General features: G+C 50.7%; 24 protein-coding genes. 17 read left to right on the plus strand and 7 right to left on the minus strand.

The features are described 5' to 3' along the window. The first annotated feature begins 115 nt into the window (after positions 1 to 115). The 10 genes from GJJ30_RS30755 (at position 116) to GJJ30_RS30800 (ending at position 10,293) form a co-directional block, all read left to right on the plus strand. Positions 116 to 694 carry a carboxymuconolactone decarboxylase family protein gene (locus GJJ30_RS30755; RefSeq protein ID WP_154179079.1) on the plus strand — a complete coding sequence of 193 codons (579 nt, stop codon included), beginning with the start codon at positions 116 to 118 and terminating at the stop codon, positions 692 to 694. A 137-nt stretch (positions 695 to 831) separates the two neighbouring features. Continuing rightward, positions 832 to 1,389, plus strand: a complete 558-nt coding sequence (locus tag GJJ30_RS30760; RefSeq protein ID WP_154179080.1) for a carboxymuconolactone decarboxylase family protein — start codon at positions 832 to 834, stop codon at positions 1,387 to 1,389. A 285-nt stretch (positions 1,390 to 1,674) separates the two neighbouring features. Next, positions 1,675 to 2,862 carry a DUF3179 domain-containing (seleno)protein gene (locus GJJ30_RS30765; protein ID WP_154179081.1) on the plus strand — a complete coding sequence of 396 codons (1,188 nt, stop codon included), beginning with the start codon at positions 1,675 to 1,677 and terminating at the stop codon, positions 2,860 to 2,862. Positions 2,863 to 3,181: 319 nt separating this feature from the next. After that, a complete protein-coding gene (gene kaiC, locus GJJ30_RS30770) occupies positions 3,182 to 4,891 on the plus strand; it encodes a circadian clock protein KaiC (RefSeq protein WP_154179082.1) in 1,710 nt (569 codons plus the stop codon). Positions 4,892 to 4,989: 98 nt separating this feature from the next. Further along, positions 4,990 to 5,289, plus strand: a complete 300-nt coding sequence (locus tag GJJ30_RS30775; protein ID WP_154179083.1) for a circadian clock KaiB family protein — start codon at positions 4,990 to 4,992, stop codon at positions 5,287 to 5,289. Further along, positions 5,286 to 5,615 (plus strand): circadian clock KaiB family protein, encoded by a 330-nt coding sequence (locus GJJ30_RS30780; protein ID WP_154179084.1) that lies wholly within the window; start codon positions 5,286 to 5,288, stop codon positions 5,613 to 5,615. The genes GJJ30_RS30775 and GJJ30_RS30780 overlap by 4 nt, the downstream gene beginning before the upstream one ends. Next, positions 5,612 to 6,892 (plus strand): sensor histidine kinase, encoded by a 1,281-nt coding sequence (locus GJJ30_RS30785; protein ID WP_154179085.1) that lies wholly within the window; start codon positions 5,612 to 5,614, stop codon positions 6,890 to 6,892. The genes GJJ30_RS30780 and GJJ30_RS30785 overlap by 4 nt, the downstream gene beginning before the upstream one ends. A gap of 1 nt (position 6,893) precedes the next feature. Next, the gene (locus GJJ30_RS30790) at positions 6,894 to 7,319 is read left to right on the plus strand and encodes a response regulator (protein ID WP_154179086.1); all 426 of its coding nucleotides are present in this window, start codon (positions 6,894 to 6,896) and stop codon (positions 7,317 to 7,319) included. A gap of 22 nt (positions 7,320 to 7,341) precedes the next feature. Beyond that, on the plus strand, positions 7,342 to 9,360 hold the full coding sequence (locus tag GJJ30_RS30795; RefSeq protein WP_154179087.1) for an alpha-1,4-glucan--maltose-1-phosphate maltosyltransferase: 2,019 nt from the start codon (positions 7,342 to 7,344) through the stop codon (positions 9,358 to 9,360). Between the two features lie 81 nt (positions 9,361 to 9,441). Further along, complete coding sequence (locus GJJ30_RS30800) at positions 9,442 to 10,293, plus strand: response regulator transcription factor (RefSeq protein WP_154179088.1); 852 nt, start codon at positions 9,442 to 9,444, stop codon at positions 10,291 to 10,293. A gap of 13 nt (positions 10,294 to 10,306) precedes the next feature. Here GJJ30_RS30800 and GJJ30_RS30805 read toward each other — a convergent pair whose 3' ends face one another. Then, entirely contained in the window at positions 10,307 to 10,786 is a 480-nt protein-coding gene (locus GJJ30_RS30805) for a response regulator (RefSeq protein ID WP_154179089.1), read from the minus strand. A 525-nt stretch (positions 10,787 to 11,311) separates the two neighbouring features. Between GJJ30_RS30805 and GJJ30_RS30810 the strand changes: the two genes are divergently transcribed. The 5 genes from GJJ30_RS30810 to glgB all read left to right on the plus strand — a co-directional run bounded on the left by GJJ30_RS30810 (position 11,312) and on the right by glgB (position 16,875). Further along, the gene (locus tag GJJ30_RS30810; protein ID WP_154179090.1) at positions 11,312 to 11,689 is read left to right on the plus strand and encodes a hypothetical protein; all 378 of its coding nucleotides are present in this window, start codon (positions 11,312 to 11,314) and stop codon (positions 11,687 to 11,689) included. A 99-nt stretch (positions 11,690 to 11,788) separates the two neighbouring features. Next, positions 11,789 to 12,394, plus strand: coding sequence for a hypothetical protein (locus GJJ30_RS30815; RefSeq protein WP_154179091.1), 606 nt, complete (start codon positions 11,789 to 11,791; stop codon positions 12,392 to 12,394). A 106-nt stretch (positions 12,395 to 12,500) separates the two neighbouring features. Next, a complete protein-coding gene (locus tag GJJ30_RS30820) occupies positions 12,501 to 14,177 on the plus strand; it encodes a putative maltokinase (protein ID WP_154179092.1) in 1,677 nt (558 codons plus the stop codon). 23 nt (positions 14,178 to 14,200) lie between these two features. Further along, positions 14,201 to 14,794 (plus strand): Uma2 family endonuclease, encoded by a 594-nt coding sequence (locus tag GJJ30_RS30825; protein ID WP_154179093.1) that lies wholly within the window; start codon positions 14,201 to 14,203, stop codon positions 14,792 to 14,794. Between the two features lie 74 nt (positions 14,795 to 14,868). Beyond that, positions 14,869 to 16,875 (plus strand): 1,4-alpha-glucan branching protein GlgB, encoded by a 2,007-nt coding sequence (gene glgB, locus GJJ30_RS30830; RefSeq protein ID WP_154179094.1) that lies wholly within the window; start codon positions 14,869 to 14,871, stop codon positions 16,873 to 16,875. Between the two features lie 136 nt (positions 16,876 to 17,011). Here glgB and GJJ30_RS30835 read toward each other — a convergent pair whose 3' ends face one another. The 3 genes from GJJ30_RS30835 to GJJ30_RS30845 are packed head-to-tail and all read right to left on the minus strand — an operon-like array spanning position 17,012 to position 18,997. Then, entirely contained in the window at positions 17,012 to 17,707 is a 696-nt protein-coding gene (locus tag GJJ30_RS30835; protein ID WP_154179095.1) for a pirin family protein, read from the minus strand. An 18-nt stretch (positions 17,708 to 17,725) separates the two neighbouring features. Next, on the minus strand, positions 17,726 to 18,256 hold the full coding sequence (locus tag GJJ30_RS30840; RefSeq protein ID WP_154179096.1) for a hypothetical protein: 531 nt from the start codon (positions 18,254 to 18,256) through the stop codon (positions 17,726 to 17,728). Positions 18,257 to 18,268: 12 nt separating this feature from the next. After that, positions 18,269 to 18,997 (minus strand): dioxygenase family protein, encoded by a 729-nt coding sequence (locus GJJ30_RS30845; protein ID WP_154179097.1) that lies wholly within the window; start codon positions 18,995 to 18,997, stop codon positions 18,269 to 18,271. Between the two features lie 322 nt (positions 18,998 to 19,319). Here GJJ30_RS30845 and GJJ30_RS30850 point away from each other — a divergent pair, with 322 nt between their 5' ends. Beyond that, positions 19,320 to 20,837, plus strand: coding sequence for a sulfatase family protein (locus GJJ30_RS30850; protein ID WP_154179098.1), 1,518 nt, complete (start codon positions 19,320 to 19,322; stop codon positions 20,835 to 20,837). A 312-nt stretch (positions 20,838 to 21,149) separates the two neighbouring features. Here the strand turns inward: GJJ30_RS30850 and GJJ30_RS30855 are convergent, their stop codons facing one another. Together GJJ30_RS30855 and GJJ30_RS30860 are read right to left on the minus strand one after the other, a co-directional pair. Continuing rightward, positions 21,150 to 21,743, minus strand: coding sequence for a TetR/AcrR family transcriptional regulator (locus tag GJJ30_RS30855; RefSeq protein WP_154179099.1), 594 nt, complete (start codon positions 21,741 to 21,743; stop codon positions 21,150 to 21,152). Between the two features lie 172 nt (positions 21,744 to 21,915). Then, the gene (locus tag GJJ30_RS30860; RefSeq protein WP_154179100.1) at positions 21,916 to 22,656 is read right to left on the minus strand and encodes a class I SAM-dependent methyltransferase; all 741 of its coding nucleotides are present in this window, start codon (positions 22,654 to 22,656) and stop codon (positions 21,916 to 21,918) included. Positions 22,657 to 22,796: 140 nt separating this feature from the next. Between GJJ30_RS30860 and GJJ30_RS30865 the strand changes: the two genes are divergently transcribed. Next, positions 22,797 to 23,717, plus strand: coding sequence for an ROK family protein (locus GJJ30_RS30865; RefSeq protein WP_154179101.1), 921 nt, complete (start codon positions 22,797 to 22,799; stop codon positions 23,715 to 23,717). 109 nt (positions 23,718 to 23,826) lie between these two features. On the opposite strand, the gene GJJ30_RS30870 is transcribed toward GJJ30_RS30865, so the two are convergent. Next, positions 23,827 to 25,242 carry a hypothetical protein gene (locus tag GJJ30_RS30870; RefSeq protein ID WP_154179102.1) on the minus strand — a complete coding sequence of 472 codons (1,416 nt, stop codon included), beginning with the start codon at positions 25,240 to 25,242 and terminating at the stop codon, positions 23,827 to 23,829. Positions 25,243 to 25,376 lie beyond the last annotated feature (134 nt).

The following is a 25,376-nucleotide window of genomic DNA, read 5'->3' on the forward strand; positions in this document are numbered from 1 at the left end:
GAAGACCCTGTCAGCGGCTTGAAATAGTTAATATTTTTTAATTAAGAAACCGTTTTAGCCGCTGACAGGGTCTTCGACCGTACGACGGCCCGGCGCTGTCAGGGCGTCAAAAATTATGGTACACATACAAGTTCCCGAGAGTATTTTTGGTATTCGCAGTCTGGTCATGTACCGCCCCGACACCGGTCAGCACCTCTACGCACTGGCGCAGGCGCTGCTGCGCAACGATTCACCGTTGAGCGAAGCCGAGCGCGAGCTGATTGCCACGTTCGTGTCGTCGTTGAACGATTGCAATTTCTGCGCCGGAAGCCACGCGGCTGCCGCCCGGTTTCTGTTTGGGCAGGATAAGGAATTGGTCGATCAGGTGATCGAGGATTACCAATCAGCCCCGATTTCCGACAAACTGAAAACCCTGCTGACCATCGCCAAACACGTTCAGGAAGACGCCCGCACGGTTTCGGACGAACTCGTGTCGGCAGCCCGTGCCACCGGTGCCACCGACCGCGACATTCATGATACGGTTTTGATTGCCGCTACCTTCTGCCTGTTCAATCGCTACGTCGATGGATTAGCCACGCTAACCCCGACCGATCCAACCGCTTACGAAGCAATGGGCGAGCGCATGGGAACAATTGGCTACGTCATGCCAAGTTTGCCAGCAGAGGGCGTTGGGCATGGGACAAAGGTTAAATAGTTGATTTTTGCCCTGTGCCCCAAGCCCTCTGCCAAAAGATATAGTTCATAATAGGTTAGTGGTATTCCCTGACCGCTCTGCGGTCAGGGACATATGGTTCACTTTCAATCAGTTAACGATATTTATTTTTACCATATATGCCTCATATTCAATTACCTGAAGGATTACCCGGTATTCGCGGACCGATGGCGTTTAGCCCCGAAACCGCCCGGCCACTCAACGCGCTGGCCAACGCCCTGTTGCAAACTGACGAGGGCCTGAGCCGCGCCGAACGCGAGCTGATTGCGACCTTCGTTTCCTCCGAAAACGATTGCTTTTTTTGTCAGACCATCCACGGTGCCGTGGCCAGCTATTACTGGGGCGACGAAAACGGAGAGTTTGTCAAAGCCGTCAAGGAGAATTACGGATTAACAGCTATTACGCCCAAACTCAAAGCCCTGCTGGCGATAGCCGGTAGCGTGCAAAAAGGCGGAAAAGAGGTCACTCCCGAGCAGGTTCACGAAGCCCGGCAGCAGGGCGCAACGGACAAGGACATTCACGATACGGTTTTAATCGCGGCCGCCTTCTGCATGTTCAATCGCTACGTCGATGGCCTAGCGACCTGGGCGCCTGAAAATCCGGAACTGTACAAATTTCGGGCGACGAAAATTGCTGAGTATGGCTATACCGCCGATGATCATTATATGCCGAAGTAGTTATGGTTGGCCGACACTCCCTGTTCGTTATTCGTTATTCAGGGATTGTCTAAATTTTCCTTTTCCACTTTGCCCCCAACCCCCTGAAGGAGACTTTAATCGGCGTCCCAGAGCCCCCTTCAGGGGGTTGGGGGCAGACCGAAGAAAGGGAAAATCTGAATTCTATACGTCTCTCAATAATCGATATTTAAAAATGAAACGAATAGCGAACACTGAATATCGAATAATGAAAAGGGAACAACGAACACCAAACAGGGAATGCGTAACCCGAAAACCGTTAAAACAATGAGAAATACACTCCTTTTTGTAATCGGAATTTTGCTGTTGACGGCGACCGAGATCGCGAAAGTTTACTTCATTATGCCGATGCCGGGTAGCCAGGAAGCCGAGACAATCGACTTTGCGTACTGGATTCACCAGAATATCTGGATTATCCGGGTGATGGGCTGGCTACTGATCGCTTATCCGGCTTTCAGGCTGCTGACTGAACCGAAACGCGTTTGGCGGAAGGCGTTGATGCTGGTACTGGTGGCGGTTTACGGGACGGTTTTCTACCTGTTCAACTTCCAGTATTTAGCCGAAAAGATGTTTTACCAGCCTAAAGAAACCGTAATGCTGGATGTGCAAAACAGCAAAATTCCGCTGAATAAAGTGGTGTTGGGAGTGGTGGTCAACGGGCAGGCGCGGGCCTATCCGATTCAGTTCATCGGCTACCACCACCAGGTTCGGGACACGGTGGGCGGAGAGCATGTGATGATTACATACTGTACGGTTTGCCGAACGGGGCGGGTGTTCCGGCCACTGGTGGGCGATAAAAAAGAAGAATTCAGGCTGGTGGGCATGGACCATTTCAACGCCATGTTTGAAGACAAAACCACCGGTAGCTGGTGGCGACAGGTCAACGGAGAAGCCATTGCCGGACCGCTGAAGGGCCAGTATCTGCCCGGTTTTCAGGCGGAACAAATGACCCTGAAAGCCTGGACCGAACTGCATCCTGAAACGCTGGTTCTACAGCCCGATTCCACGTTCAAAGAGCAATACGCGAATATGGAGCCCTACGAAAGAGGCAAAACCAAACGCAAACTGACGGGGCGCGACAGCCTGACCTGGAAACCCAAATCGTGGGTGGTGGGGGTCGAGCAGAACAAAACCGCCCGGGCCTATGACTGGAGCCAGCTATTGAAACAAAAAGTCACCAACGACAGTCTGGCGGGAACTCCGCTGCTGCTCATGGTGGCCTCCGACAGCGCGACGTTTCACGTCTGGAACCGGAAAGTGAATGGGCAGACGCTGCGGTTTTCGGCGGACTCCACCGATACGTTCCGGGATCAGGAAACCGGGTCACGCTGGAACCGTAATGGGATCTGTACGGAAGGCTTGTTAAAAGGCAAAAAACTGGCCCGGATTCCGGCCTCCCAGGAATACCTGCATTCGTGGGAAACCTTCCACCCGGCCTCGTCACGGTATTTGTGAAGGGGGAATTTTGACGATTGACCATTGATGAGAGCGCTGAGATCGTCGATGGTCAATCGTCGATCGTCAATGGTCAAAATTCAATCAATGCATACTTAGGTGAAATAATGCCGTAAAGGATAGGAGCATTTGCTTCTATCCTTTTTCTTTAGGTGATGAAGAGGTTTAAACACGGAGCGAAGAACTCCGGTTGTATTTTTGAATAAATCGAACCGGCTCAATCAGCGGTTTTAAGAGCGTCTGGATTTGATTTGCCCAAAAAACCAGACATATTGCAGATAGTTTTGCACAAAACGTTTTTGAAAAATTGCAACGATAAATGAGCTTGAAATCCTCAAATAATTCTGACTCACCCACCGGTTCCTTACCAAAATCACCTACCGGAATTGCTGGATTAGATGAAATAACCGGTGGCGGAATACCCAAAGGCCGACCAACGCTGATTTGCGGAGGAACAGGCTGCGGTAAAACCTTGTTTTCCATCGAATTTGTGGTTCACGGTGCCTTGCTCTACGGCGAACCGGGGGTTTTTATGTCCTTCGAGGAAAAATCGGAAGAATTGGCGTTGAATGTGGTTTCGCTGGGGTACGATCTGGAGCAGCTTCAGCGGGATAAATTACTCAAAATGGATTACGTCCGGATCGACCGGAGCGAAATCGAGGAAACCGGTGAATACGATCTGGATGGCCTGTTTATCCGGCTGGGCTATGCCATTGATAGCATTGGGGCGAAACGGGTGGTGCTCGACACCATCGAAAACCTGTTTTCCGGCCTGCTTGATCAGGGCATTTTGCGGGCCGAACTCCGACGGCTTTTTGAGTGGCTGAAAGGAAAAAAGGTCACGACGATCATCACCGGCGAAAAAGGCGAAGGCACGTTAACCCGCAACGGTCTGGAAGAATACATTTCCGACTGCGTGATTCTGCTCGATCACCGCGTTGCGAACCAGATTTCGACCCGGCTTCTGCGCATCGTCAAATACCGGGGAACGGTCCACGGCACCAACGAATATCCCTTCCTGATCGATGAAGCCGGAATTTCCGTGTTGCCGATCACCTCGCTGACGCTGGAGCACGATGTTACCTCAGATCGGGTTTCATCGGGCATTCCGTCGATGGACAAAATGCTCGAAGGCAAAGGGTTTTTCCGGGGGAGCAGCATTCTGGTTTCCGGAACCGCCGGTACGGGAAAAACCAGTATTGCGGCCAGCTTTGTTCATGAAGCCTGCAACCAGAAAAAGCGGGCGATCTACTTTGCCTACGAAGAATCACCGCAGCAGATTATCCGGAATATGCGCTCGATCGGAATCGACCTGCAGCAGCACGTCGACAGCGGTTTGCTGCAATTTCAGGCTTCCCGGCCGTCGCTCAATGGGCTGGAAATGCACCTGCTGTCGATTCACAAAGCCGTTGAGCTGTATGATCCTCAGGTGGTTGCGCTTGATCCGATCACCAACCTGATTACGGTGGGTTCGATGAGTGAAGTGAAGTCGATGCTGATCCGGCTGATTGATTTTCTGCAATCGCGACAGATCACGGTGATGTTTACGGCGCTTTCGCTCAATACCATAGTTAATGAACAAACCGATGAAGGTGTTTCGTCGCTGGTGGACGCCTGGGTGCTGGTGCGCGAAATCGAGTCGAACGGCGAGCGAAACCGGGGCTTGTATATCATGAAATCGCGTGGGATGAAGCATTCGAACCAGGTTCGCGAATTTGTCATTACCGACGAAGGACTCAATCTGGTGGATGTTTACCTGGGTCCGGAAGGGGTGTTGACGGGTTCGGCGCGGGAAGCCCAGCAGTTGCAGGAACAGACCGGTGTCGTTCTACACCAGAACGCCATTAACCGGAAAGACCGCGAAATTGAGCGAAAACGTTTCGTGCTGGAGTCGAAGATTGCCAGCCTGAAAGAAGAGTTTGAGTCGATGCAGGACGAGTTGAATAGAACCTACGTGGAAGAGGAGTTGCGCAAAGAGGTGATGGAGAAAAACCGGGAACAATTGACACGAAACCGCCACGACGAATAATCGTCGGTTTACGGTATTCGGTTTTCGCCGGGCCGACGCGCGTTTTTGCACGGATACTGAAAACCGTATACCGTAAACTATAAATCCACTGCACCTAAATGGAAACAAAAGAGGAAAAATGGGAGTTAAGGCTTTATGTAGCCGGAAAAACCGCTAAATCCGTTACGGCTCTGACGAATTTGAAACGCTACTGCGAAGAACATTTGAAGGGAAAATACGTCATTGAAGTAATTGACTTGCTGGTGGAGCCCCAACTGGCGGAGGGTGACCAGATTCTGGCCATTCCGACGCTGGTAAAAAAAGTGCCGGAGCCGATCCGGAAAATAATCGGCGATTTGTCGAATGAAGAAAAAGTATTGGTAGGATTAAATATTCGTCCGGCAAAGAAAGCAGAATGATCGAGCCCGCAAAACTTTCGGATTTAGAGTCTGATGACAATAACGGAAAGACCTACGAACTGCGTTTGTTCGTAACCGGAGCTTCGATTAATTCCATTCGCGCCATCGCCAACCTGAAGCACATTTGTGAAAGCTATATTCCGGGGCGGTATTCCCTGGAAATCATCGATGTATATCAGCAAAAGGACCTGGCCGAAAGTGAACAAATTATTGCGTTGCCTTTATTGATTAAAAAGTTTCCCATGCCCCAGCGCAGGCTGATCGGCGATATGTCGGACACGGCAAAGGTGCTCAAAGGCCTGGGTATTTCCACAAAAAGTGAATGAATACGGCCAAAACGTATGAGCAACTGGTTCGGGAAAATGAAGCCTTGCTCCTTCAGTTGGAGGAGGCTACCGAAACCATACACGCGATCCGGACGGGCCAGGTCGATGCCCTGGTGGTGCAGGGAAAAGACGGCCACGAACTCTACAGCCTGAAAACCGCCGATCAGACCTACCGGGTTTTTATCGAAACCATGAATGAGGGCGCGGTGACGCTGAACGAGGAAGGGCTGATTCTGTACTGCAACTCGCGGTTTGCATTGATGGTCGGATTGCCGCTTTCAAAAGTCATCGCGGTTTCTTTTACCACGTTTATTCCTCCCGAATGCAGCGAAGAATACGAACGCTTGTTTGAACTGGGCTGGACCGAAAACGGGAAAGTGGAAACGTCCATTCTGAGTACTCAGGGCCTTGTGCCTTGTCAGCTTTCGGCGACGACGCTGGAACTGGACGGCGGTATTGCGATGAGCCTGATCATTACCGATCTGACCAGCCAGAAAGAAACCCAGAAGTTGCTGAAATCCAACAACCAGCGGCTGGAAGAAATGAATGTTGCCCTCGAAATCAGCAACCACGATCTGCAGCAGTTTGCGTCGGTGGCGTCCCACGATTTGCAGGAACCGCTGCGGAAAATCCAGATGTTTTCGGAAATCCTGAAAGACCGGCACCTGGCCGAGCTGCCAGCCGACAGCGTCAAATACCTGGAAAAAATCATCGACTCGTCGAACCGAATGCGGTCGATGATTATCGACATTCTGAGTTATTCGCGGCTGGCGTCGCCCCAGGATACCTACATTCTGACCGATTTGAATGAAATCGTCAGCGAAGTTCTAAAAGATTTTGAATTACGGATTCAGGACAAGAAAGCGCAGGTGCTGGTCGGTAAACTTCCCAAAATTGAAATCAATCCGGGGCAGATCCGGCAGGTTTTTCAGAATCTGATCAGCAATGCCCTTAAATTCAGTAAGGCCGATCAACCGCCGGTGATCGAAATTAACTGCACGGCCATGGGTCATCCCAACGGTCAGGCCGACGATCTGTTTTGTACGATTACCGTTTCCGATAACGGAATTGGTTTTGATGAACTGTATGCTGACAAAATTTTCTCGCTGTTTCAGCGCCTGAATACCAAAGATATTTACGAAGGCTCAGGCATTGGGCTGGCGGTAACCAAGCGGATTATCGACAAGCACAATGGCCGAATTAAGGTACAGAGTCGGGAAGGAGTAGGGTCTTCATTCATTATTAGCTTACCTTTGAGGCAAAATAATCCGTCCTGAAATGACTCTGACCCACACTAAAAAGAAAATACTTCTGGCGGAAGACGACGGCGACGACCGGGATTTTTTTGCCGACTTTTTAGGTGACCGAACCGATATCGAACTGCTGCCCAGCCTGACAACCGGCGTTGAGGTGATTGAGTACCTCGACGGAATTTCACTGCCCGAACTGCTGCCGGATATTATTATTCTGGATCAGAATATGCCCAAAATGACCGGTCTGGAAACGCTGGTTGCCATTCGGTCAGATGAGCGGTTTTCCCCGATCAATGTTGTCATTTACTCGACCTACGTGGGGGAGGAACTGGCCGTTGCCTGTCTGGAACAGGGGGGTACTTTAGTGAAGTCGAAGCCTGTTTCGAAGGGCGGTTACAACGAGATGATGGATGACATTCTGAAGGTATGCAAAAGCATATCGGTTGGTTAAACACGAAATTTCGAGATTGACTATGGCCACTCGCACTAAAACCTCCAAATCGGCCGCTGCGGCTTATAAACTTGCCAATTTACCGGTGGATGGCCGGACCCGCGTCGTAATCGAGCGGGTGACGCCCGAACTCGACGGCGGGCGGTTTCCGATCAAAGCCGTTCCGGGCGACACCATTCCCGTTGAAGCCGATATTTTTCTGGATGGTCACGACAAACTGGCCGCACGGCTGTTGGTTAAACACGCCGACGATCCGGACTGGACGGAGGTGCCGATGGTTTTTATCAATAACGACCGCTGGGGCGCGGCTTTTTCGGTCGAAAAACCGGGTCTTTATTCGTACACGTTTGAAGCCTGGGTGGATCATATCGCGTCGTGGCAGCACGAAGTGAGTCTGAAAGTGGCGGCCGGTCAGCGCATTACGAGTGAGTTGAAAGCCGGGGCGGTTTTTGCCGACGGCATGGCCGAAAAAGCCGAAGGTGACGACAAACCAACGCTGGAGTGGGTGGCTGGTCTGTTCAGGGAAGGAGCGGAAGAATACAATGAGATTCAGTATAACGAAGCGATCCGGGTGGCCCAAAGCGAGCAGTTTACGGACTTGCTCAACCGCTACCCCGAACGGCAGCATGCCAGCCGCTTCGGGCGTGAACTGATTATCGATGTCGATCGTCCGAAGGCCGGTTTTAGCACCTGGTACTGCCTGTTTCCCCGTTCGGCCTCGCAGGAACCGGGCCGGCACGGCACGTTCCGGGATGTTGAAAAACTGCTGCCGCGCATCGAAGCGATGGGCTTTGACGTGCTGTATCTGCCGCCGATTCATCCCATTGGCCAGGCATTCCGGAAAGGAAAGAACAATAATGTGATGTCGGAACCCGGCGAACCCGGCGTTCCTTACGGAATTGGTTCGGAACTCGGCGGCCACACCGCCATTCACCCCGAGCTGGGCACGCTCGACGATTTCAAACACCTGATTGCCATTGCCAAAAACCACGGGATGGAAGTGGCGATGGATCTGGCGATTCAGGTTTCACCCGATCATCCCTGGGCCAAGGATCACCCGGAATGGTTTAAAAAACGGCCCGACGGAACCATTCAGTACGCCGAAAATCCGCCCAAGAAATACCAGGATATTTACCCGGTTTATTTCGAAACCGACGACTGGCAGAGTCTCTGGATCGAAATGAAGGAAACAATGCTGACCTGGGCGTCGTGGGGCGTTCGGATTATCCGGGTCGATAATCCGCATACCAAACCGTTCCAGTTCTGGGAGTGGCTGATTTCGGAGGTGAAGAAAGTCTACCCTGATCTGATTTTCCTGGCCGAAGCGTTCACCAAACCGAAGGTGATGCAGCAACTGGCGAAGCGCGGTTTTGCCCAGTCGTATACTTATTTCACCTGGCGCAACAACAAACGCGAACTGGAGGAATATATGACCGAGCTGACGCAGACCGAAATGAAGAGCTACTACCGCCCGAATTTCTGGCCGACTACGCACGACATCAACCCCTACATTCTGCAATCGGGTCATGAACCGCAGTTCCTGATCCGGTATTTGCTGGCGGCCACGTTATCCTCCAATTACGGCATCTACGGGCCGTCGTTTGAATTGATGGAACACCTGCCGTTTCCGGGCAAGGAAGAATACATCGACTCGGAAAAATACGAAATCCGGCATTGGGACTGGAACCGCACCAACCGGCTGACGTACCTGATTGGACTCGTCAACCGCCTTCGGCGGGAAAACCCGGCCCTGCAAACCACCAATAACCTGACGTTTTGCCGCATCGACGACGACGCGCTGATGGGGTACCTGAAAGTGACCGGCAATAACCGCCTGCTGATGGTAATCAATACCGACGCGTACAACCGCCGGGCTGCCATGATCCAGGTGCCTACCTGGCAACTGGGAATCGCTGACGATCAGGAGTATACGGTGTTTGATCTGCTGACCGGTGCATACTATACCTGGAAAGGTCAGTGGAATTATGTCGAGCTGGATCCGTACCTTTTGCCGATGCACCTGCTGAAGATTGAGGTGTAGCGGACCGTTGCCTCACTAGCCAGTGCGCTCTTGATTGCTTTAGAGTTATTAAACAATAAGGTAAATACTGTAGAGAAGCGCATGATTCAGCAAGCCATTCAATATCCCGCACTGATTACACATTTGAAAGGATTCAGTAATTACACGTGGTTGCACTATTGCGATGGACGTAAATTGCTGTTAGCCAAATCTCTCGGTTATTTTGAAAAGCGGTTGCCCGGTTTTTTTCGGATTCATAAAACCGCCATGATTAATCCGCATTATGTGACGGATCTTCAGGCACCGCCGGGCCACAAAATGGCGGGGTCAATTACCTTGAAAGGGGAGATAAAATTGCCCGTCAGCCGTCGGCGTTGGCACGAAGTGGTCGACCCGATCACGATTGCCATGCTGAAAAGTCCAGCTTCTTTTCAGGCCGCTTCCGCCAGCGACCAGCCGGAGACCATTCAGCCGGTTCCGGATTCAGTTGAACCAGCTACCCATAACCGGAAACAGCCTTACAAGCACGTCTGGATCGTGATGGCGGATGAAATGAAAGCGGGACTGGTTCGGCAGTTGATCCATGAAAAATGGCCTCAGTGGTGGATTGAGTTATTCGAGACCGGCACCCGGCTGCAAAATGCCCTGCCCGCTGCGGTGGGTTCTGATTTGCCTGCCATGATCATTCTCGACGGTAGCGAAACCCGGAGTATGCTGACGCTGAAGTCGATCAAAGAAAGTCGCGACTACCGGTTCATTCCCACGCTGGTTTTGAGTTCGGCCGGGAGCCAGGATCTTTCCCAGGAGGGCTACGCATCCGGCGCTAACTCTGTCATCGTTCACCCGTCGGACCTGACCCGGTTTATTCAGGTACTGGAAAAAACATTTCGCTACTGGCTGACGATGGCTGCGGCTCCCAGTGCCTCGGCGATAAACAGGCCATTGGCGGCCTGATTTTGGCGGTTGGCTAGTACATCGACTTGTGGCTTGGCAGACTGACGGTTTCCCACCAGTATTCCTTTAAGGTCTGGAAGTACTCGACCCATTCTGTAAAATCGGCGGGTTTCACCACGTACGAGGCAACGCCCAGGTTATACGATTCGGTAATATCTTCAGAATATGCCGAATTGCTAAAAACGATAACCGGAATCTGCCCGATTTCCGGGCTTCTACTCTTAATTCCATTCAGGCAATTCCAGCCATCTTCCCGGTCGGGCAGGTACAAATCCAGCAAGATCAGTTGAGGAAGGCGGTTTCCGGTCAGGGCCGTATTGTCGAGGTAGTCAATGGCTTCCGGTTCGGTGGCTACCAGAACGGCCTCAACACCGACGAAACTCTGTTGAATCGCATTTTCTATGATTAACTGGTGGTCAAGGTTGTCTTCGATAACCAGAATCCGGGGATTCCGATTTTGATTCGGGTTTGATTTAAGGCGGGATATGCTCATACACGTGAAGTCACAATTCGTTTTTTAATTACTGATTAAGCGCGCAGCCAAATGAAAATGCACCTTGACTCCGTCTGTTTATTAACGGTTTGATTTGCTGGGCGCAACAAATTAACTGCCGATTTTGATGCCCAAACGAAAAGAAAATAATATAAATGTGTTGATTTTTAGGCAGTAAAAGTTAGCAGAATTAAAAGTAACAATATATAACTTCATTAATGATACGAATAATGATAATTCGTTTAACCGGCCCGCTACCCGGTTTTTAATTTAGTTAACAGACCTACGGCATTTTATAAATTGCTTGAGATTCACCCGATTACCAACCGGCAAAACCGGATCGAGTCCGATGGATAAATTTTAAATTCCTGTTGCCCGGTTTGAGGGTTTACTAATTGGAGGGGAAGCTGCCGGGCAGGTCCGGGGAACGGATTCGGCGGCAAGTGGTGAGCTGGCAGTATTCATCACACCCTGCCAGGAAAATGAAAACAACCAGAGATCAAGTTTAATCTAACGGAAAGAAGTATGAAAAAGGTAACGCTAATGGCAGTGGTTTGGGTAGGAATGATGGTTACCACACTGCAAACTCAGGCTCAGTCGACCAGCTCGGAAGGCAATGCCGCCAATCCGGCCATGAGTAAAAATGGTAAAATGCAGCAGCCGGAGGTTGAATCGGGCCGCGCGCGGGCCAAGGTAAGCCGGGAAGTCAGCGGATCGCGTCCGGATAGTAACCAGTTGTCCAACAAATTCGGTCGGTCCAGCAAACAAGCCGACCGGGAAGGGCGAGCCCCAAGCAATTCGGACGGTAAGGTTTCGACCAAAATGAGGCCGAAAGCCGATGCAGCAACGAAGAAGAAACGCAGCAATGGCCGCACCTTCGGCGATACCGGTTCCGAAAATTAACACCGGTTTTCGATTTTCAAGGTCATAAAACCCATTCCAGCCTGAACGTTGGAATGGGTTTTTACTATTTCTCTTTTTACTATATTTCTCCATAACCGTATGAGAATCAAGGGTATTGTTGATGCAGTTCAACACGGCGTAGACCTGTTGAAAGGGGAGGAGGCAATCGATAAAGCTTATTGCAGCCAGAACTCCTACCGGGACGAGCCCACGGCTCTGCAAGCCTTTCAAAAGGCCCGGGAAAAAGTGTTCGATGTCAACCGCTGGTCGGATCTGTCGGCGATAACGGCTGATTTCGTTCTGCACGATCAAATCGGAAATCCCAAACCGGCGGGTCGTCCGGAAGTGGGCGATTTCATCCGCGTAGAGCTGCCCGGCCCCGCACCGGCGAACTGGGTTCAGGTCATCCAGGTGGAAGATGAAGATCGGAAAGCGGGATTTATCGCCCGGCCCAGCGCCGATCCGAGGGAAAAAAACGGCCCGACGGAACACTTTTTTACTGATGATTCCACCAGTACGTTTCGGGTCTCGCTGGTTGGGCTGACGGTTTTTGGCTGTCAGCTTGGCGAAAACGAACGGGCCAACAACCAGAGCCCGGAAGCGGGCGATCGGTCGGCGATTAACACGATGATTGCGGGAACGGGCTGGCTTTTTTACCAGAAAATCCAGTGGAAAACCTTAACGGATTACCTGGTGGGAATCTAGCCGCGCGCCCGATTCATCAATTTATAATTCTAGAAATTGGCTTATTTGTCTAATCACTTTGTATACTTACGGGTAGGATTGTTTTGCCTGTAACTCACTTGATTACATGTTCGATTCAACTGCTTCCAACCTGACCAGTCAGCAATCCTGGGCGAATCTGATGCAGGATCACGACGCCATCCGGTTGCTGGAAACGACGGTTTTGCCGCCCTACCTGAATTCCTGCCGCTGGTTTGCCGGAAAAGCCCGCCAGCAAGCTTACTTTCGGGTTCAGTTTGCACACGAAATTCCGTATCGGGCTGACGCGGAAACCAGCGACCAGGCTTTTCTGGTGATTGTTGAAGTGGGTTACGCTGATGGGGAAACTGAAAGTTACCTGCTCCCGCTGTCTTTTGTGGAAAGGGCTCAGCCGGAAATTCCGCCCAAAGGGATTCTGACGACGGCTTTGTTCGACCAAAAACCGGGCCGGATCGTCGATGCCATTTACGATGAGCGGTTTCGGCGGGCGCTTTATTTTAATCTGGTCCATCAGGAAACGCTGACGCAGCAAAGCGGACAACTCCGGTTTCACCGGGGACGCGGGCTGGCGGCTGACGACATTGACGCCGAGGTGAGCAGTCGCGTGCTTCCGGTCGATTCGAGCAATTCGGCGCTGGTTTTTGGCATTTCGTCGCAGGGCGAAAAATACTTTCTGAAACTTTACCGCAAACTGTTTCAGGAAACGAATCCGGAAGTGGAACTGGTGAGTTTTCTGACGGAGAAAAGTAATTTTGACCATATTCCGGCCTACGCGGGAAGTGTGGTCTGGGAGCAGGAAACGGGGGCGGATGTAACGCTGGGCATGATGCAGCGGATGGTTGAAAACCGCCACGATAGCTGGAACCAGACGGGCGATGACCTTAACGATTTTCTGTATGCGGTTCCGAACCGCCTGTTTTCGGTAAAAGAAGAAGTATTCGAGCGCGTGGAATTGCTGGGCAGGCGAACGGGGCAGATGCACCTGGCGCTGTACAATTCTGACCCGGACGAAGCGGCTTTTGCGCCCGAACCGTTCAGCGACGAGTACCGGGAGTTCATCATTCAGCGGTTTGAAAATCTGTTGGAACGCCGGTATAACCTGCTGATCGACAATTACGTGAAGCTCGATCCGCTGGCGCAGCGTCTGGCGTGGGTCTTTATGGAAGCGAAGGAAATGATCGATGAGTTTGTTGATGATTTCAGAAACCGCCCGCTCGAATCGCTCCGGATCCGGATTCACGGGGATTATCACCTGGGGCAAGTGCTGGTAACCGGTAAAGACTTCATTATCATTGATTTCGAAGGCGAACCGGAAAGCAGTATTGCCGAACGGAAGATCAAGCACTCGCCCCTGAAAGATGTCGCCGGGATGATTCGGTCGTACCACTACGCGGTTTCTGCCAAGTTGTTTGGCAGTACCGAAACGGCGGGTATCGAGCCCGATCACCTGCAACGCGTTTCCGAACGCTGGTTCAAATTGATTCGGGATACGTATCTCGACGCATACCTGGAAACCATCGGGAGCCCACATCCGCTGTTTAAGAACAACAGCGAAGTAAATTTCCTGTTGCTGGTTTACCTGCTCGAAAAGGCGGTTTACGAACTCGGTTACGAAATCAGCTACCGACCCGCCTGGGTCAAGATTCCGCTGAAAGGAATCATGGACGTGATTCGGGAAATTGAAAAAATACGAATTGCCGATCCAACGCGGGATTCGGAACTTCCGCTGCTGCAGGTAGGCTTGTTGCAGTCGAAAAAAGAGTAAGTTTGTGGTAAACGCATCGTGGTATGGAAATAACCAGTCTGGATCAGTTGGATTTAACGCGGCAATACACCTACGCCGATTACCTGAGCTGGCGAATGCAGGAGCGGCTGGAGTTGATTCGGGGCTATATCTGGAAAATGTCACCCGCACCGAGTCGTCGGCATCAGCAGTTGGTGGGAAAATTCTTTTTGCCGTTTGGTAATTACCTGAAAGGAAAACCGTGTCAGGTTTTTATTGCTCCTTTCGATGTTCGGCTGCCGCGAACGAATAAAATCACGAATGAGTCCATTGTCACGGTCGTTCAGCCGGATTTGTGCATCATTTGCGACAGATCGAAGCTGGACGATGCCGGTTGCGTTGGGGCGCCCGATCTGGTGATTGAGGTATTGTCGAAAGGCAACACCAAAAAAGAAATGAAGGAAAAATTCAGCGCCTACGAAGAAGCTGGTGTTCGTGAATACTGGGTGGTTCTGCCGGAGTACAACAATGTATTGGTTTATACCCTGAACGAACAGGGGCAGTTTATCAGCCAACATCCTTACGATGAAAGCGATATGATTTCGCCGGCCATTTTTCCGGAATTACAGATTGATCTGCGCGAAGTTTTTGAAGAGTAAAACCGGCTCGAATCAGGTTGATTCTTCGGTAAAAAAATGCCTATATTTCACGGGCTAAACGAAATAGCTTTCCTATGGCGAAACGTACGACTAAAACCAGTCCCCAAAATTCTGACCCAAAACCGGAAACTGAGCTGGCTGCTCCGGCACCGGCGCAATCGACATCCTCGCCTGAATCGGGGCCTTACAGTCGGCTTACCGAATTTGATATTTACCTGTTCCGTGCCGGAAAGCACACGCGTCTGTACGAGAAACTGGGTTCGCACGTCGTGGAAGTAAACGGCGTTGTGGGTACCTATTTTGCCGTTTGGGCACCGTCGGCCCGCTACGTGTCCGTCATCGGGAATTTCAACGGCTGGAACAAAGGCAGTCATCCGCTGAATGTCCGCTGGGACAGTTCGGGAATCTGGGAAGGTTTTGTGCCGCACATCGGACGGGGTGAAGTTTACAAATATGCCATCACGCACGTGAACGGTCGCGAACTCGAAAAGGGCGATCCATTTGCGCTCTGGTGGGAAACGCCCCCCAAAACCGCATCCGTGGTTTGGGATACCTGGTATGAGTGGAAAGACGATTACTGGATGCGGAACCGGGGCAAATTCAATGCCCTCAACAAACCTATTTCCGTCTACGAAATTCACCTGAATTCGTGGCGTCGCGATCCCTCGGAACCCGCCCGGCAGTTGTCATACAACGAAGTGGCCGATGCGCTGGTGCCGTACATCAAGGAACTGGGCTTCACGCACGTCGAATTTATGCCCGTCATGGAGCACCCCTACGATCCGTCCTGGGGCTATCAGATCACGGGTTATTTTGCACCGACGAGCCGGTTCGGGACGCCCCAGGATTTCATGCAGATGATCGAACGGCTGCACCAGGAAAACATTGGTGTTTACCTCGACTGGGTGCCCTCGCATTTTCCCAACGATGCCCACGGGTTGTACGAGTTTGATGGCTCCCACCTGTACGAGCACCCGGACCCGCGAAAAGGTTATCATCCCGACTGGAAAAGCTATATATTTAACTACGGTCGCAACGAGGTCCGGGCGTTTCTCCTCAGCAATGCGCTGTTTTGGCTGGATCGTTTCCACGCCGACGGCTTGCGGGTCGATGCCGTAGCGTCGATGTTGTACCTGGATTATTCGCGGAATCACGGCGAATGGGAGCCCAATATTTTCGGTGGCCGGGAAAACCTGGAAGCGATTTCGCTTTTCAAGGAACTGAACGAAGCGGTTTATAAGGATTTCCCCGAAGCCCAGATGATTGCCGAGGAATCGACGGCTTTTCCGGGCGTCACGCGACCTACGTATACGGGCGGTTTAGGCTTCGGCATGAAGTGGATGATGGGCTGGATGAACGATACCCTGCGGTATTTTCAGCGCGATTCCTATTACCGTCGCTGGCACCAGGACGAGCTGACCTTCAGCACGGTCTACGCGTTTTCGGAGAACTTCATGTTGCCTTTTTCCCACGATGAAGTCGTGTACGGCAAAAAGTCGCTGATCAGCAAAATGCCGGGCGACGAGTGGCAGCGGTTTGCGAATTTGCGGTTGCTGTTTACCTACATGTTTACGCATCCCGGTACTAAACTGCTGTTCATGGGCAGCGAATTCGGGCAAACGTCGGAGTGGAAATTCGACGGCAGTCTCGACTGGCACCTGCTCGATTATGCGCCCCACCAGGGCATGAAAGAATGTATGAAAGCGCTAAACCGCCTGTATCGCAGCGAACCGGCGCTTTATGAACAGAGTTTTGTGGCCGAAGGGTTTGAATGGATCGACACGATGGACCGCGAAAACAGCACCATTGTTTACGCCCGGAAAGGTACCCGGACGAAAGAACAGATTGTGGTTGTGCTGAACATGACGCCCGTTCCCCGTACCGATTACCGCATTGGCGTACCGGTTTCCGGGACCTGGCTTGAGCTGTTCAACAGCGATGACCGGGCGTTTTTTGGCAGCGGTTTAACAAATTCTGAACCAATCGTTTCACAGCCGCAGGAGTGGCACGGACGTTCGGCTTCCGTTGTGCTGACGATTCCGCCCCTGGCAGCGGTGGTTTTGAAATACCAGAATAACTGATTCAAAATGCTCCGGAAGGAGCATTTTGAATGCCGAATGTAAAATGATGAACACCGAATGGAAAAGTGAAAGGCTGGGATCGGCGCAACCACTTTTACATTCGGTGTTCATCATTTTACATTTATCATTAATCCATTCACGTTTCCATCACCAGCAAAATAGCATCGTTGGAAAGGGCTTCGAACTCCAGCTCATCCAGATTCCACAAGGCGAGGCCGTCGCGGGGGTGCAAAAGCCGCCCCTGAACTTCAAAAGCGCCTTCGATCACGAAAACGAACAGGCGGTTTTGAGGATTGCTGAGCGTATAAATACCGTACTGCCGACCGCCGTATTTTCCGATGAAACCTAGGCGATTGTGATTAGGTGACGAAAAAAGCGGAATCAACCGGTTTTTATTCGCCAGATCAAACGTCGTGAGCGGAAAATGGGAAGTGCTATCGGCGGCCGATGGATTCACCTTCAGGCCGATCTGTAAATAATTAACCGCTTCGGAATCATACGGATTTCCGATCCGGTATTCCTGATCCGCAAAAACCGTCAAGTGAAATACGTCACCGGACCCCAGAAAAACGCTTTCGCCGAGTCCATCCACCAGTTCGATACCGCCAACGACCGGGATCAGGAGAATTTCCGTTGGCTCCTCAACCTGGATGGTGTGGTTTTTTCCCGCCAGTAAAGTGTTGTCATTAAAAACCGTCAGACCGCCAAACGAACCGCGGCTATCGTGTTGGTAACTGCCAAAATTAAACGTGTGAAAACTGCGGAAACCGGCGGTTTGCGTCATTCCCCGTTGTTCGGCAAGGTAAATTTGGGCTTCCGTTTGGGCAAGCATATTCATCGGTTTTGCGTTTTATTCGACCTTCCCGGGAAAAGATATATGTGAAATACTTAAAAACGGAACCAGCGGAATTAGATCGGTTTCAAGTCCCTGTCCCGCAGCCAGTTGTGTCGTTTGATCACCATACACAATCAGCAGATTAGTACCAATGGTGTCGAGCCAGGTTAGTGGTTCGCTGTAAAAGTAAATGGCGATTTTATGCTGACTTTTATCCTGAATATGGGAGTCGATAATTTCAAACTTAAAGTTCTTGAAGGGCAGGCATAATTTACCAAACTGGTTGGTCACATCCGGGACCTGATCATTGAGTTGTCGAATGTAACCAATCGCGGCCGTGCTGGTCAGGAAGTGGAGTTGCTCGGCGCGGGGGAGGTTCTCCCGCAAAAGCCGGAAAGTTGGGTATTTACTTTCCGGGTCCAGTCGCTGCGCCTGCATGTAGAATTCAAGATGCGTGTCGTTGAACACCATCTGATCCCAGGGTTTCTGCGACGACGCATCGATGATTTTACGATAACACAATTTGATAATGCCTTTACTACGCATTGGTTCCAACGCTTACGCTTCAACGACCATGTTCCAGGTCAATACATAACCAGCTGACGTACTTCCCGTTATGGTAGACAGGTTGGTAGTAACGCCGTCGCTGAACACATTATCCCGGGCATTGGTGGTGTCGGCCTGGCCGTGGCTGGCATAAACTCCCTGCGCAAAAACCACCTTGCTGATGTCTTCCGGAAAAGCAATCTGCGAAATTTTCAGCGACTTGCCGGCCGAATTGTAAACGTGAACGTGGATATGAACCGCGCGACCCGAGTACCAGCCGGGATAGATACTGGTGAAGGTAACCAGTCCGTTGGCGTCGGTCGTCTGCCGACCGCGCAGGAAGTGGACGCTCTGGTAGTTGGTCGACTGCATGCCGGTGCCGCCGTATTCGGAGTAATTTCCGCCCGCATCGCAGTGCCAGATGTCGACCAGGGCGCCCGATAATGCCCCGCAACTGTTGTTTTTGTTTTGAACGGTAATTTTAACGGTAAGTTGTGTGCCCTGCCGATCGGACCGAATGTCCGTCGCAACCAGGCTAGCCGGAGTTTTGGTCGGGAAAGGGCCGTCGGTTTCGTCCGAAGTGGTCGTGCAACTGCCGGAAGTTGTACCGGTCGTCGTTCCTGTACTGGTCGTTGAATCAGGTACAACGGCATCGTCGGTATTACAGGCGCCTACCATCGGTGAAATGGCCGCGATTCCCAGGGCCGAAAAAGTTCGTTTCAAAAATTCTTTACGCTCCATTTTGCTATAGGTGGTTGATTAACAGGACTCACGGATTTGAATCCGTTTCCTTTCTATATCGTCGAAAGGAATCGTTTCGTTGCATCCGGGTTGATTTTGTAGGTAAACATTCTAAATCTGTCGGTGAATGGGTTTCAAATGACTACATCGCGTTCTGTTAACCGGTAAAAACCGGTAGGCGGAAGACCAAACGACGAATGAATGACCCGGAGTGGTGCAGACGCGATAAAAAAGGTTGAATTAAGCCCGGAAAATTCATACTTTGAGCGCGGTTATTAATCCGCTAATTGACAACAATCCCCGAAATCCCTTCCCTGAGTCGATGAGAAATACGTTCCTATTGCTATTTTTCTGTGCAGCAGCCTTTCTATCCCCAAACAGTCAGGCCCAGCAAAAACCCAACATTATTCTGATCTATGCGGATGATTTAGGATATGGCGATCTGAGTTGTTACGGAGCTACGAAGGTAAAAACACCGAACATCGACCGGGTTGCGGCCGAAGGGCTGCGGTTTACCAATGCGCATGCTACCTCCGCGACCTGCACACCGTCCCGGTATTCGATGCTGACGGGACAGTATGCCTGGCGAAAAACCGGGACGGGAATTGCCCCCGGCGACGCGGCTTTGCTGATTCCAACCAATCGAATCACCTTGCCCGGAATGCTCCAGAAAGCCGGGTACCAGTCCGGTGTGGTGGGCAAATGGCACCTGGGGTTAGGGCCAAAAGGCGGTCCCGACTGGAATGCTGACATTAAACCCGGGCCGCTGGAAATCGGTTTCAATTATTCGTTTCTGCTTCCGGCCACGGGCGACCGGGTTCCCTGCGTGTATGTCGAAAACCACCGTATTGTTGGCCTAAACCCCGGCGATCCGGTTCAGGTGAGTTACGGCGAACCGATCGGAACCGAACCGACCGGGAAAGCCAATCCGGAATTGCTGAAAATGAAGTATTCCCACGGACATGATCAAACCATCATCAACGGTGTTAGCCGGATCGGTTACATGAGCGGAGGAAAATCGGCGCGCTGGGTCGACGAAGAAATGGCCGACGTGTTGACCGGGAAAGTAAACCAGTTTATCGAAACCAATCAAAAAAAGCCCTTTTTTCTCTATTTTTCAACGCACGATATTCATGTTCCCCGGATGCCGCATTCCCGTTTTGTGGGAAAAAGCGAAATGGGTCCACGGGGTGACGCCATTCTGCAACTGGACTGGTGTGTGGGTGAAGTCATGAAAACCGTGGAGCGGCTTGGTCTGAAAAACAACACGATTATCCTGATCAGCAGCGACAACGGACCCGTTGTGGACGATGGTTACCAGGATGATGCCGTGGCAAAATTGGGTGGACATAAACCAGCGGGGCCGTTGCGGGGGGGAAAATACAGCGCATTCGATGCCGGAACCCGGGTACCGTTCATTGTTCGGTGGCCGGGAAAAGTGAAGCCTGGAACTTCCGATGCGTTGCTGAGTCAGGTGGATTTGCTGGCATCACTGGCGGTTTTAACGGGACAGAAACTGGCTAAGATCGATGCCACCGACAGCTTCAATACCCTCGACGCGCTGCTGGGAAAAGACAAAAAAGGACGGGATTATGTCATCGAACAAGCCCTGAACAATACGCTGTCGGTCGTGAAAGGCAACTGGAAATACATTGAACCGAGCAACGGACCTGCCGTGCAAAAAAACACCAATACCGAACTAGGAAATAACGCGCAACCGCAGTTGTATAATTTAGAAAGTGATCTGGGTGAAACCAGAAACGTGGCCGAACAGAATCCGCAGGTGATTGCTGAATTGGCGGATTTGCTGAAATCGGAGAAGCAAAAAGAGCTGAAATAAACCGAATTTATGGCTTACCGGAATGGACGATTTGCCCCTCTTTAATCACCACTTCTACGTCAAAAAGTGAAGCGGAAAAGTTGTTTTCCAGATCGCCTTTAAAAACCGTCAGGTCAGCTTTCATTCCTTTTTTATAACACCGGTTTTGTTTGAAATACCGAGTGCTTTAGCCGCATTATACGTAGCGAGGAATAAGGAGGAATAAAAAAGCAACTAAAAAGTGCATGAATGTACTGGGTGTGGAATTTAAAATGATGGACGATGACGCCCGCACTGTTTAGTGCGTCAGGCTCTTCATCGTCCATCAATCCGTTAACGAAGTCCGCGGACAAACCGGCGGATCGAGTCACGGTAAACTTGTTCGGAGAGTTCCAGCGGCTGCTGCTCGCGGAGCATCATGGCGAGCGTAATCATGCCGTGCGACAGTGACCACCATTCGAAATAAAGCTTCTGAATGCTTTCTTTCGACTTCGGAATAAAGGAGAAAATGATCTCCCGGATGGTGTTGCTAAGGTCTTCAACGGCGACTGAATTGCAAACCGGAATGGTACAATACGCGCCGTTCAGGTTGTACATAACCTGGTAAATTTCGGGTTGCTCGACGGCAAATTGCCATTGGGCAATGGACATCTCAAAAAGCCTTTTTTCGGGGTCCCGGTAAACTTTTTTGATGCGTTCGTATTCTTGTTTCAAATGGCGAAATCCTTCATTTCGGATTTCGTCGAGCAGTATATCTTTGCTATCAAAATATTCGTAGACGATCGGTGCACTATATTCAATGGCATCGGCAATTTTGCGGATCGACACGGCTTGCCAACCTTCCCGGCGAGCGATGTCCTTAGCGGTCAAAACAATTCCGACGCGGGTTTGCTCCCGGCTGCGTTGCTTGCGCTCAAGTGTCTCCATTCAGCTTACATCAAGTTAACAGTGTTAAATTGGCGTTAAGCTACGCATTAGAAACCAAACCGTCTAATAAAATTGCAATTATTCTTCAAATTATTCAATACTTGCAATGAATAGTCTAGTTAATCCGTTTGATACCAGAAGTTTATTCGATCAGATCTATCCCCAATCTAAGTCATTCACTTTTTCGGGCGATGAGCAGGAGCCGTTCGTCGCCAAGTTGAAAATCCGAACCATCCAGATTACCAAACTGTTCCGTAACGATCAGTCCGGTTTTTTGAAAAAGACGATGCAGTTCGGCAACCGTGTAAATGTAATGCCGGGAGGTGCGGTGCTCGGTCTGGCCATTCCGCAAGTACGTCAGGTGGGCCGTCACGCAGCTCGCGCGGGCATCGTATTCGTTTTCCATCAGAAAAGTAATATCGCCGATCTGCATCCAGCTTCGTTCCTGAAAATCAGGCAAAACGCTCTCGGCAATCATGGCGGTGTCGGCCACAAAATACCCGCCCGGCGTCAGACTGCCGGCAATTTTTTCCAGAAAAACCGCCATCTGATCGTGGGGAAAAAAGCTGAAACTGTTGCCCATGCAATAGGCACCCTGAAAACCGCTTGCGAGCGGAACGGTTAAAAAATCACCCGCCAGTGCTTCGATGGACAGTTTTTCACGTTGAGCGGTTTTTTGGAGTTGGAGAATCGATTCGGTTGAAATATCGACGCCGGTTACTGAATAGCCCAACCGGGCCAGCTCGATCGCATGCCGACCGTATCCGCAGAAAACATCCAGAACCCGCTGGCCCGGTTGCAACGCCAGGACGTCATTCAGGAAATCGGCTTCCAGTTCGGTTTGCTCGTCGGTCTGGGCGGCTTTCCAGGCTTCCTGCACCAAACCGCTGAAAAAATTATCGTACCAAGGCATGAGGGAATGATGAATTATGTAATGATGAGTTATGAATTGTTGATGCGTTTCATTCATCGTTTATCATACATAATCCATCATTCTTTTGAGCTTTTCGACAAATAAACGTAATTCGCGGAGAATAATTCTTAAATCCATCTATGCAAACATACTGGGGTATCGATCTGGGCGGTACCAAAATTGAAGGAGTTGTGCTGTCGGCACCTTCGCCCGACGCCGTTGTGGTTCGCAAACGCATCGATACCGAAGCGGATAAAGGCTATCACCACATTGTCAATCAAATTGCCAGCCTTGTTGATTTACTGAAAGCTGAAACCGGTTACCAGCCCGACCACATTGGTTTTGGTACACCCGGCACCTTCGATCCCGCCCGGCATGTCATGAAAGGCTGCAATACGACCTGTCTGAACGGAATGCCGCTGCCGCAGGAACTGGAGAAAGTTTTGGGCGTGCCGGTAACCATCGCGAACGATGCCAACTGTTTTGCACTGGCCGAGGCCACGCTGGGGGCCGTGCCGGAAGTTGTTCCGGATTACCGGGCGGTTTTTGGTGTAATCATGGGAACCGGCGTTGGCGGAGGAGTGGTTTTTCGCGGAAAAGACGGCCAGCCTTTTGTGCAGAACGGTTTGCAGGGGATTGGTGGCGAGTGGGGGCACATTGTCCTCGAAGAAAACGGCTATCCGTGTTACTGCGGCAAGCGGGGGTGCAACGAACAGGTTTTCTCCGGCCCGGCCCTTCAGCGGTATTACAGCGACATCAGCGGTGAAAAGCGGAAACTGAAAGAGATTGTCGAGCGTCACTTCGCCGGAATTGACCCGCACGCGACCCAAACCATCGACCGGCTGCTGGAAAACTTCGGCAAGGCGATTTCGGTGATTATCAACGTTCTGGACCCGGACGCCATTGTGTTGGGCGGGGGAGTGGGCAACATTGATCTGTTGTATACCGAAGGTGTTGAGCGCGCCAAAAAATACGTTTTCAACGAAGGTCGGCTGAGCACGCACTTCCTCAAGCCCAAACTTGGCGACAGTGCCGGAGTTTTCGGGGCCGCTATGCTGTAGGTAATTGGTGTTTACATGGTTGATGATTAAGTACTGGGCTTACTGACAAAAATTGATGAAAAGGTGTGGATAGATATTTCATTTGGGTTAGACTGCTTAGTGGTCACGTTTATTGACACACATTAAACTTATCCATTTCGCGAGGGTCAATCCAGTCTGTTATATCTATTCTCCACACCCGAACGGGAGAGCTCATTGTAAACTGACTAACATTTCTCAATTTTTTCAAATCATACAATTCCTTCACTTTCACCTGGACTCGTTCACCGCCGTTTGAGATCGACTCAATGGTCACGCGGATCAGGGTTTTACCTTCTGTTCCTTTGATGCGTTCTCCTTTTTCGTCCGTTGAATAAGACTCGGCTTCCCAGCATAAATTGTCGCCAATCACCCATTTCGAAACAACTAATCGGCGGGCTTCTTCTTTGGCCAGTGCTTCTTTGGCGGCTTCGTCTATTCGACTAATTCGATTTTGCAAGGCTTTTCTAAGATCGGTGAGCGGATTACTGGTCGCTATTTCGCGGTGAACTTTGCCAGCCTCTTCATACCAGGCATCCAGACGTGGTTTGAACCGTTCGGCAGCTTCTTTAGCGGCCAGGTAATCGGAATTGTATTTCGCGGAGAAATACAGGTCGTGAATCGCATCAAGTCCTTTGCTAACATCCCGGTATTCCCGTACAATAGCTACGTGTTTGCCCTTCGGGAAAAAGGTCATGTATTTTTCCCATGAACCATTCTTATTCCAAATATGCGTTTTTCCATCTCTGACGTCGTAGTAGGCTTCTTCTTCGCCCCGTTCCCGCACCTCTTCAGCATACCGGCCATTGGGGTAGGCGGTTAGGTAGGTATCCCAGTAATAGTTGGGGTTATTCCTGAATTTTCGATAAACCGAATCTTCTTTGGCCTGGGCCAAACGGATGATTTCTTCTTCTCTGGCTCGTTTTTGAGCTTCCGCCCGATCAACTATTGCTTTTTCTTCGGCTTCGTAAGCCGCCAGGTTATTTTGAGGAATCAGGAAGTATCCGTACGTATCCTGACCATATCTCACAAATTTCTGGTTTTGCTTCCGGTTGTAGTCTGAAAGCCAGTTGTTAAAATTTGCGGGCGTAACCTGCTCCGTTCTTGGCGGCTTTTTCTTACGAACAAGTGCATAAATGCCGTACAATCCTCCTACGTAAAGCCCCGCTAGTGCCAGTGATTTCGCATTGCCAACACGTTGCTCATTGGTGTACGGATTGCCATTTTTATCTTCTTTGGATGCATAGCCTAATCCGCCAAAGAGAAGGCTGCATCCCGCCGTAATTCCGAGATAAGATCCTACTCTTCCACCTTTCTTGGTTACCTGATAAGAAGGTTGAATGCGTTGGGCTCCGTGGTGCGAGGTTTGCACCACCTGCCCCATTGGAATGCGAACGGTGCAGGCCTGAACTAAAATGATGGAAGCGATCAGTAGGAGGAGACCAGAATTGAAAGAAGCTACTTTAAACAGCATGACGTGATAGGGCTTGGCAATGGTTGTTTCCAACCTGTGTTCTACCCTTAAATTTGGCTAATAACTGGAAATTTGGATTTGGTAACTTTACGAGTGCAAGAGCTTTCTTTATGAAGCGAGGGGTTTCCCTAACGAAACCATTTTAGGTCTTTTAAATGAAGCTTTAA

The organism is Larkinella terrae, from assembly GCF_009668025.1.
Taxonomy (GTDB): domain Bacteria; phylum Bacteroidota; class Bacteroidia; order Cytophagales; family Spirosomataceae; genus Larkinella; species Larkinella terrae.

What these genes read in the sequence shown, in the direction of transcription:
- GJJ30_RS30845 (WP_154179097.1), bottom strand. Translation starts at nt 18,997, where the DNA reads ATGGAGCGTAAAGAATTTTTGAAACGAACTTTTTCGGCCCTGGGAATC.
- GJJ30_RS30820 (WP_154179092.1), top strand. Translation starts at nt 12,501, where the DNA reads ATGTTCGATTCAACTGCTTCCAACCTGACCAGTCAGCAATCCTGGGCG.
- GJJ30_RS30850 (WP_154179098.1), top strand. Translation starts at nt 19,320, where the DNA reads ATGAGAAATACGTTCCTATTGCTATTTTTCTGTGCAGCAGCCTTTCTA.
- GJJ30_RS30815 (WP_154179091.1), top strand. Translation starts at nt 11,789, where the DNA reads ATGAGAATCAAGGGTATTGTTGATGCAGTTCAACACGGCGTAGACCTG.
- GJJ30_RS30805 (WP_154179089.1), bottom strand. Translation starts at nt 10,786, where the DNA reads ATGAGCATATCCCGCCTTAAATCAAACCCGAATCAAAATCGGAATCCC.
- GJJ30_RS30765 (WP_154179081.1), top strand. Translation starts at nt 1,675, where the DNA reads ATGAGAAATACACTCCTTTTTGTAATCGGAATTTTGCTGTTGACGGCG.
- GJJ30_RS30780 (WP_154179084.1), top strand. Translation starts at nt 5,286, where the DNA reads ATGATCGAGCCCGCAAAACTTTCGGATTTAGAGTCTGATGACAATAAC.
- GJJ30_RS30835 (WP_154179095.1), bottom strand. Translation starts at nt 17,707, where the DNA reads ATGCTTGCCCAAACGGAAGCCCAAATTTACCTTGCCGAACAACGGGGA.
- GJJ30_RS30795 (WP_154179087.1), top strand. Translation starts at nt 7,342, where the DNA reads ATGGCCACTCGCACTAAAACCTCCAAATCGGCCGCTGCGGCTTATAAA.
- GJJ30_RS30790 (WP_154179086.1), top strand. Translation starts at nt 6,894, where the DNA reads ATGACTCTGACCCACACTAAAAAGAAAATACTTCTGGCGGAAGACGAC.
- GJJ30_RS30760 (WP_154179080.1), top strand. Translation starts at nt 832, where the DNA reads ATGCCTCATATTCAATTACCTGAAGGATTACCCGGTATTCGCGGACCG.
- GJJ30_RS30785 (WP_154179085.1), top strand. Translation starts at nt 5,612, where the DNA reads ATGAATACGGCCAAAACGTATGAGCAACTGGTTCGGGAAAATGAAGCC.
- GJJ30_RS30810 (WP_154179090.1), top strand. Translation starts at nt 11,312, where the DNA reads ATGAAAAAGGTAACGCTAATGGCAGTGGTTTGGGTAGGAATGATGGTT.
- glgB (WP_154179094.1), top strand. Translation starts at nt 14,869, where the DNA reads ATGGCGAAACGTACGACTAAAACCAGTCCCCAAAATTCTGACCCAAAA.
- GJJ30_RS30775 (WP_154179083.1), top strand. Translation starts at nt 4,990, where the DNA reads ATGGAAACAAAAGAGGAAAAATGGGAGTTAAGGCTTTATGTAGCCGGA.
- GJJ30_RS30800 (WP_154179088.1), top strand. Translation starts at nt 9,442, where the DNA reads ATGATTCAGCAAGCCATTCAATATCCCGCACTGATTACACATTTGAAA.
- GJJ30_RS30855 (WP_154179099.1), bottom strand. Translation starts at nt 21,743, where the DNA reads ATGGAGACACTTGAGCGCAAGCAACGCAGCCGGGAGCAAACCCGCGTC.
- GJJ30_RS30755 (WP_154179079.1), top strand. Translation starts at nt 116, where the DNA reads ATGGTACACATACAAGTTCCCGAGAGTATTTTTGGTATTCGCAGTCTG.
- GJJ30_RS30825 (WP_154179093.1), top strand. Translation starts at nt 14,201, where the DNA reads ATGGAAATAACCAGTCTGGATCAGTTGGATTTAACGCGGCAATACACC.
- GJJ30_RS30840 (WP_154179096.1), bottom strand. Translation starts at nt 18,256, where the DNA reads ATGCGTAGTAAAGGCATTATCAAATTGTGTTATCGTAAAATCATCGAT.
- GJJ30_RS30865 (WP_154179101.1), top strand. Translation starts at nt 22,797, where the DNA reads ATGCAAACATACTGGGGTATCGATCTGGGCGGTACCAAAATTGAAGGA.
- GJJ30_RS30860 (WP_154179100.1), bottom strand. Translation starts at nt 22,656, where the DNA reads ATGCCTTGGTACGATAATTTTTTCAGCGGTTTGGTGCAGGAAGCCTGG.
- kaiC (WP_154179082.1), top strand. Translation starts at nt 3,182, where the DNA reads ATGAGCTTGAAATCCTCAAATAATTCTGACTCACCCACCGGTTCCTTA.